A 7,426-nucleotide genomic window follows, 5' to 3' on the forward strand; every position below is an offset into this window, starting at 1 on the left:
GTGCAGCAAGCTGCACCCTTTAAAATGATCCTGTTATCAGGCCTTCTTACCGCCCAGCAGATCCAACACTTCCTGGACGCTGGTGGTACTCGCCAGCCGCTCGATGACGGTTTCGTCATCCAACGCATTGGTCAGGCTGGTGATCACCTGGATATGCTCGTTGTTACGCGCCGCAATGCCGATAACCAGACGCGCTACCTCATCCTCTTCCTCACCGAAACGCACGCCCTGCGGGTACTGGCAGAACACCACACCGGTGCGCAGCACGCGGTCTTTGGCTTCGATAGTGCCATGCGGCACGGCAATGGATTCGCCCAGATAGGTAGAGGTCAGTTTCTCACGCTCCAGCATCGCCGGAACATATTCTGGTTCGACGTAGCCCCCTTTCACCAGTTGCTCACCGGCGAAGCGGATCGCTTGCTCTTTATCGCTGGCATGCAGGCCAAGGAACACGTTGTTCTCACCCAGCTTGAACAGGTTCTGTTCGCTGGCGTCGAAGCTGTCATCCAGGGTAGCGATAACCTTCTGCTCGGTTTCGCTGGTCTTGTTAGCGGCCACCAAACGGGCAGTCAAATCGCTGTACAGATGGCTGTCAAGGAAGTTGGTCAGCGAGATATGCTGGGCCTGCGGCGCATGACGCATCGCACGCTCGGTCAGATCGCGGTGAGTGATCACCAGATCCACATCTTCCGGCAAGCTGTTGATCGCGCTATTGGTTACCGAGATATTCTTCAGCCCTGCGTCCGCCACTTTCTTGCGCAGCACACCAGCACCCATTGCGCTGGAACCCATACCCGCATCACAAGCCACGATGATTTTACGCACGGTGCTCAGGTCGCCGTCTACCGCTGCATTTACCGCGATGGCGCCTTTAGACTGGGCTTTCATGTCCTGGATACGGCGAGTTGCTTCTTCCAGATCGTCTTCCTCTTTCACTTTCGAGGTTTTCAGCAGGAAAGCAGAGACGACGAAGGACACCACGAACGCGGCGAACACTGCCGCCAGGTTAGCGAAGTAGGCACCTTTTGGCGTCATCGCCAGCACCGCCAGGATAGAACCAGGGGAAGCAGGAGACACCAGACCGCCGTTCAGCAGGGTCAGGGTGAATACGCCAGTCATACCGCCCAGAATAACCGCCAGGATCAGGCGTGGATTCATCAGCACGTATGGGAAGTAGATTTCGTGGATACCACCCAGGAAGTGAATGATCGCCGCACCGCCTGCAGACTGCTTGGCACTGCCGCGGCCAAAGAACATATACGCCATCAGGACGCCCAAACCTGGGCCTGGGTTGGCTTCGATCAGGAAGAAGATCGACTTACCGGTTTCCGTCGCCTGCTGGATACCCAGCGGTGAGAAGATGCCGTGGTTGATGGCGTTGTTCAGGAACAGGATTTTCGCCGGTTCAACGAAGATCGAGGTCAATGGCAGCAGGTTGTTGACCACCATGATATGCACGCCAGCCGCCAGCACCTTGGAAATGGCTTCGACCAACGGCCCGATACCCATGAAGGCCAGGATCGCCAACAGCATACCGATGATGCCGGCAGAGAAGTTGTTAACCAACATCTCGAAGCCGCTTTTGATTTTGCCGTCTACCCAACGGTCAAAGTGTTTGATCGCCCAGCCGCCCAGCGGACCTGCAATCATTGAGCCGAGGAACATTGGCATGTCCGCACCGACGATCACACCCATGGTGGTGATGGCACCAACTACACCGCCACGCTCGCCGCCCACCAGTTTACCGCCGGTATAACCGATCAGCAGTGGCAGCAGGTAGGTGATCATTGGGCCGACCAGCTTGGCTAGCGTCTCGTTTGGCAGCCAGCCGGTAGGAATGAATAGCGCAGTGATGATACCCCAGGCGATGAATGCGCCAATGTTGGGCATCACCATGTTACTCAGGAAACGGCCAAAGTTTTGTACTTTAACCTTAATATCTGGTGAAAACATAAACACACCCCTATTGTTACGCGCTGACAATAAGAGCGCGCGATATTTGTTGTAACGATCTAGCCCTGTTGCTGCTGTTTGCGAAACGGACTCTACCACGCTCTTATTACTACGCGAACCTCACGAAATTATTGTGATCGCCGTCACTAACACTGCCCCCACACCCCAGCATATTTAGTGACATTCATCACATTTATGCAGTGTAAAAAAAACACAATGAGAAGATTTAGCGGCCAAATGCGGCAAAAACGTGACTTGAATCACTTTTTACCTTCTCGTGTTTGTTTTTAAATTGTGATGTGTATCACCATTTATTTACATGCGGTCACCGGGCCGTGACCTGAAATGACATCTTCCCTGTGAGCACCCATGCCGTCGGGAAATAACCATGGCGTGGATGAAAGAAAACTACATTAAGAGATGTGATGAATAATTGAAGTGTAGTACAGAAAATACGTGGGGGAAGAGTGCCAAGCGGTTGGGAAAAAGCGGAATAATGTATGTGGCACCAAACGCTGGCCCACATACATTGTTTAGAACCAAGGTTACTGCATTACCGCCTGCACGGTTTTCTGTGCGTTCAGCAAGTCCTGCTGCTTGGCCACCAGATTGGACATCATGGTGTTGTACTGCGTCGCCTGCTGCTGGGTGCGGAACTGCACGCCACCGTTGCTGAAGCTGACCTGATTGCCCTGAGCCTGCAAGAAGTCCCCTACCTGCACCAGGTCTTGAACAAAACCGGCGGTGGTTGGGATCGCTGGCATCAGCGCATTGGCCGGTGCGGTGACAATCTTGTCATACACCTGGTTGTAAACCGCTTTCAGATCGTCCGGCTGCTTCAGCGCCGCATGAGCGGTATCCGCCTGGGCCTTGGCGGTCTGGATCTGCTGACCCAGCAGGTTTAACGCACCGATCGACTGTTGCAGGCTATCGCGCTTGGTCATGTAATCCTGCGCGGTACGGATCTGATTCACCTGATCCAGCGCCGGGGTCAGGCTAGCCTCTACCGATTTACTCAACTGCTGGGAAAAACCCACCAGAATGGCGTAATCACCGGCATAAGCACCGAATTTCTGTTTCTGATCTTCGCTCAACGTCGGGATATGTACGCCACTGCGCATGACCGTATTCTGTAAGTAATCAACGAATGCCTTGCGCTGCTCCGGCTCTTTATCGCCGCAGGCGGTCAATTGCATAACCACCAACAATGCCAACACCGGTGCCAGCCAACGCGCGAAACTTCTGCTCTGGATCCCTACAGCCATGTGACATAACTCCTGTTTTAAACGTGTCTTTTATCAGATTCCATGCCGTCTGCCGCCCTCCATGCGTCTACAAGAATAGATCAAACGGGCGCAGCATGCAGCGCCCCTACTTTGTGAGCCCGATGGAGCTGTTTTAAGCGCCCGCAGGCGCTTGCTTGGGCCTTACGCCATTATTGCAGTACGGAAATATCCGCAACCTGCAAGAACAGCTCACGCAGCTTGCTCAGCAGCGTCAGGCGGTTCACACGTACCGCTTCGTCTTCCGCCATTACCATCACACTGTCGAAGAATGCATCCACGGTTTCACGCAGTGCAGCCAGTTCAACCAGTGCTTCCTGGTAGCGGCCTTCGGCAAAGAACGGCTCCAACTGATCGCGCAGCACCACCAGGTGGGTTGCCAGCTTCAGCTCGGCGGGTTCTTTCAATACCGAAGCACGAACGTGATCCAGCAGGGTATCGTTGGATTTTGCCAGGATGTTGGACACGCGCTTGTTGGCAGCGGCCAATGCAGCAGCGGCTTCCAGCGTACGGAAGTGCGTAACCGCTTTTACCCGCGCATCGAAATCGGCTGGCCTGGTTGGGCGGCGTGCCAATACGGCCTGGATGGTATCCACCGCGTGGCCTTCTTCCTGATACCAGGCACGGAAACGGCCCAGCATAAAGTCGACGACTTCATCCACCACTTTGGCGTTGGTCAGCTTGTCGCCATACAGGCGTACCGCCTCTTCCGTCAGGGTTTGCAGATCCAGCGGCAGGTTTTTCTCAACGATAATACGCAGCACGCCCAGCGCAGCACGGCGCAGTGCGAACGGATCTTTATCGCCTTTTGGATGTTGCCCGATGCCGAAGATCCCGGCCAGGGTGTCCATCTTGTCGGCAATTGCCAACGAGCAGGCTACCAGCGATTGCGGCAGGTCATCACCGGCAAAGCGTGGCTGGTACTGTTCGTTCAACGCGACCGCTACGTCTTCGGCTTCACCATCGTGGCGTGCGTAGTGCATGCCCATAACACCTTGGGTGTCGGTGAATTCGAATACCATGTTGGTCATCAGATCGCACTTCGACAGCAGCCCCGCACGCGTGGCGTGATTGACGTCTGCCCCGATCTGGCCTGCGATCCAGCCAGCCATGGCCTGGATACGGTCAGTCTTGGCGCGCAGAGTACCCAGTTGCTGTTGGAACAGCACGGTTTCCAGACGCGGCAGGTTGTCTTCCAGGCGCTTCTTGCGGTCGGAATTGAAGAAGAACTCGGCATCAGCCAGACGTGGGCGCACCACCTTCTCGTTTCCGGAGATGATTTGCTGTGGATCTTTCGACTCGATGTTGGCGACGAAGATAAAGTTCGGCAGCAGTTTGCCCGCGGCGTCATACACCGGGAAATACTTCTGATCGCCCTTCATGGTGTACACCAGCGCTTCGGCAGGCACCGCCAGGAATTTCTCTTCGAACTTGGCGGTCAGCACCACTGGCCATTCGACCAACGAGGTGACTTCTTCCAGCAGGCTTTCGCTCAGATCGGCTTTACCGCCAATCTTCTGTGCGGCCAGCTCGGCATCGCGCTTGATCAAGGTTTTACGGGTTTGATAATCGGCTACCACTTTACCGCGCTCCAACAGGATCTGCGGGTATTGGTCGGCGTTATCGATAGTGAATTCCTGCTCACCCATAAAGCGGTGGCCGCGCAGGGTGCGGGCAGAGTCGATACCCAGCACGGTGCCAGGGATCAGTTCTGCGCCCAGCAGCATCGTCACGGTATGTACCGGACGGACGAACTGGGTCTCTTTATCGCCCCAGCGCATCAGTTTCGGGATTGGCAGCTTGGACAGCGCGGTGCCCACCATACCCGCCAGCAGTTGCTGGGCAGCTTGGCCCGGCACATGGGCGCGATACAGCAGCCATTCGCCTTTATCGGTCACCAGGCGCTCGGCCTGATCGACGGTGATCCCGCAGCCACGTGCCCAACCTTCGGCCGCTTTGCTCGGTTTGCCTTCGGCGTCAAACGCCTGGGCAATCGCCGGACCACGTTTTTCAACTTCACGATCGGCCTGCGCAGCACGCAGGTCTGCCACTTTCAGCGCCAGGCGGCGCGGAGCGGCAAACCACTTCACTTCGCCATGTTCCAGGCCAGCGGTGTCCAATTCAGCGGTAAAGTTGGCAGCAAAGGCTTCTGCCAGTGAGCGAAGAGCCTTCGGCGGCAGCTCTTCCGTGCCGATTTCCACCAGGAAAGTCTGTTGTGTCATAGCTGCCTCTTACTTCTTATTACACATTGGGAAGCCCAGCGCTTCGCGGGAAGCGTAGTAGGCCTCGGCAACGGCTTTGGTCAGCGTGCGAATACGCAGAATATAGCGCTGACGCTCGGTAACCGAGATCGCCTTGCGTGCATCCAACAGGTTGAAGGTATGAGCAGCCTTGAGGATACGTTCATAAGCCGGCAGCGGCAGCGGTTTCTCCAATGCCAGCAGCGTTTGCGCTTCCTTCTCGTACTGCTCGAAGCAGGAGAACAGGAAATCGACATCGGCGTATTCGAAGTTATAGGTGGATTGCTCCACTTCGTTCTGATGGAACACGTCGCCGTAGGTGGTAACGCCCAGTGGGCCGTCGCTCCACACCAGATCGTAAACGCTGTCCACGCCCTGGATGTACATCGCCAGACGTTCCAAACCGTAAGTGATCTCGCCGGTGACCGGTTTGCACTCCATACCGCCAACCTGCTGGAAGTAGGTAAACTGCGTGACTTCCATGCCGTTTAGCCACACTTCCCAACCCAGACCCCAGGCGCCGAGCGTCGGGTTTTCCCAGTTGTCTTCCACAAAGCGGATATCGTGGATGGTCGGATCCAGACCCAGTTCCTTCAAGGAGCCCAGGTAGAGTTCCTGAATGTTTTCTGGCGATGGCTTAATCACCACCTGGAATTGGTAGTAATGCTGCAGGCGGTTCGGGTTTTCCCCGTAACGGCCGTCGGTTGGGCGACGTGAAGGTTGCACATAGGCGGTAGCCATTGGCTCCGGGCCCAGTGCACGCAGGCAGGTCATCGGGTGGGAGGTTCCCGCGCCAACTTCCATGTCCAGCGGTTGCACGATGGTGCAGCCCTGGCGCGCCCAATAGTCCTGTAGTGTCAGGATCAGACCCTGAAAGGTCTTGGTATCAAACTTTTGCATGTTGATTTCGCACGCGATACAAGTGGATTTAATAGAATGGGTCAGTATACCCGTTGACCGTAAGATATACAGCCAGAATCCGGCATCAAGTGTCAATCTTCGAGAAAAAAGCGCGCTGCGTGGCCGTTTAAGGAGGGATCGGGTTGATAGACGCCTGAAGGCAACGTTGAGCTCTTGGCCACTCTCATTGCCGATCGGCAAGCACCGGCCTGATGAGCTGCAGCTCGACGCCAAGCCTGATGGCATGCTTGGCATTGGCAACGCCTAATTTTTTGACCACGTTGCCGATATGATATTTTACTGTGGTGAGCTTAATCCCCAAAATCAGCGCGATTTCCTGATAGGATTTCCCCATGCTTGCCCAGTAGATAACCTCATTCTCGCGCTTGGAGAACAGCTCTTTTTGGTCGACTTTATCATCATCGCTGGTGTTTTTCAGTTCATGATAGAGCGTGGTCAACTTATCATGCACGGTGATCAACAGCATTTGCAGTTTATGTTGGTTCTCTTTGATCATCTCTTCTATATTTTCGTCGCAGGTGTCATCCATAATAAGAGACAGCACTACCAGATTATTGTTATGGTCGTGCAGCACAAACGTATAGCCATTGATGACATTATAGTGTTTGGCCATATCAAAAATATTGGGGTAATTTAACCCAGAACCGATCTTGATATTTTCATCCCACGAGAATGGGGTCACTCTCCGGGAGGTGGTCATCAATACCGGATCGATAAACTGGTAGTTATTTGCAGTATAAAACTCAAACCATTCTGTTTTGTTGGAAATAATGGCGAAATCGGCAGGATTTATTTTGCTCATGATGGCATAGGCGTACTTTATGCTATTATACTCTCGCAAGTTTATTTCCAAATAACGCTTTATAACTGAGTTAATTAATTCATTATTAAAGAATAAACTCGGCACGCAAAATCTCCTTATAGAAATCCCCGTTACAAATTTCAGAGCACCGCATGGAAGTCATATTTTATCATAAAAAAATCAGAAAACTCATAGTAAGTTAAAAAAATCGGTCAAGTATTCAATGT

5 protein-coding genes are annotated in these 7,426 nt (G+C 53.9%); all 5 read right to left on the reverse strand.

Annotated features, from left to right (window positions below; translation table 11 throughout):
• Window positions 1-36: 36 nt before the first annotated feature.
• The 5 genes from U869_RS0110665 to U869_RS0110685 all read right to left on the reverse strand — a co-directional run bounded on the left by U869_RS0110665 (window position 37) and on the right by U869_RS0110685 (window position 7,304).
• A complete protein-coding gene (locus U869_RS0110665; RefSeq protein ID WP_025122209.1) occupies window positions 37-1,953 on the reverse strand; it encodes a PTS mannitol transporter subunit IICBA in 1,917 nt (638 codons plus the stop codon).
• 545 nt (window positions 1,954-2,498) lie between these two features.
• A complete protein-coding gene (locus U869_RS0110670; RefSeq protein ID WP_025122208.1) occupies window positions 2,499-3,218 on the reverse strand; it encodes a DUF3053 domain-containing protein in 720 nt (239 codons plus the stop codon).
• 170 nt (window positions 3,219-3,388) lie between these two features.
• Entirely contained in the window at window positions 3,389-5,458 is a 2,070-nt protein-coding gene (glyS, locus tag U869_RS0110675; protein WP_025122207.1) for a glycine--tRNA ligase subunit beta, read from the reverse strand.
• A gap of 9 nt (window positions 5,459-5,467) precedes the next feature.
• On the reverse strand, window positions 5,468-6,376 hold the full coding sequence (gene glyQ, locus U869_RS0110680; protein WP_025122206.1) for a glycine--tRNA ligase subunit alpha: 909 nt from the start codon (window positions 6,374-6,376) through the stop codon (window positions 5,468-5,470).
• Between the two features lie 184 nt (window positions 6,377-6,560).
• Entirely contained in the window at window positions 6,561-7,304 is a 744-nt protein-coding gene (locus U869_RS0110685; protein WP_025122205.1) for a LuxR family transcriptional regulator, read from the reverse strand.
• Between the last annotated feature and the right edge of the window lie 122 nt (window positions 7,305-7,426).

The sequence above is a fragment of the Serratia sp. H1w genome, assembly GCF_000633355.1.
In the GTDB taxonomy this organism is placed as follows: Bacteria; Pseudomonadota; Gammaproteobacteria; order Enterobacterales; family Enterobacteriaceae; genus Chania.

What these genes read in the sequence shown, in the direction of transcription:
- U869_RS0110665 (WP_025122209.1), bottom strand. Translation starts at nt 1,953, where the DNA reads ATGTTTTCACCAGATATTAAGGTTAAAGTACAAAACTTTGGCCGTTTC.
- glyS (WP_025122207.1), bottom strand. Translation starts at nt 5,458, where the DNA reads ATGACACAACAGACTTTCCTGGTGGAAATCGGCACGGAAGAGCTGCCG.
- glyQ (WP_025122206.1), bottom strand. Translation starts at nt 6,376, where the DNA reads ATGCAAAAGTTTGATACCAAGACCTTTCAGGGTCTGATCCTGACACTA.
- U869_RS0110670 (WP_025122208.1), bottom strand. Translation starts at nt 3,218, where the DNA reads ATGGCTGTAGGGATCCAGAGCAGAAGTTTCGCGCGTTGGCTGGCACCG.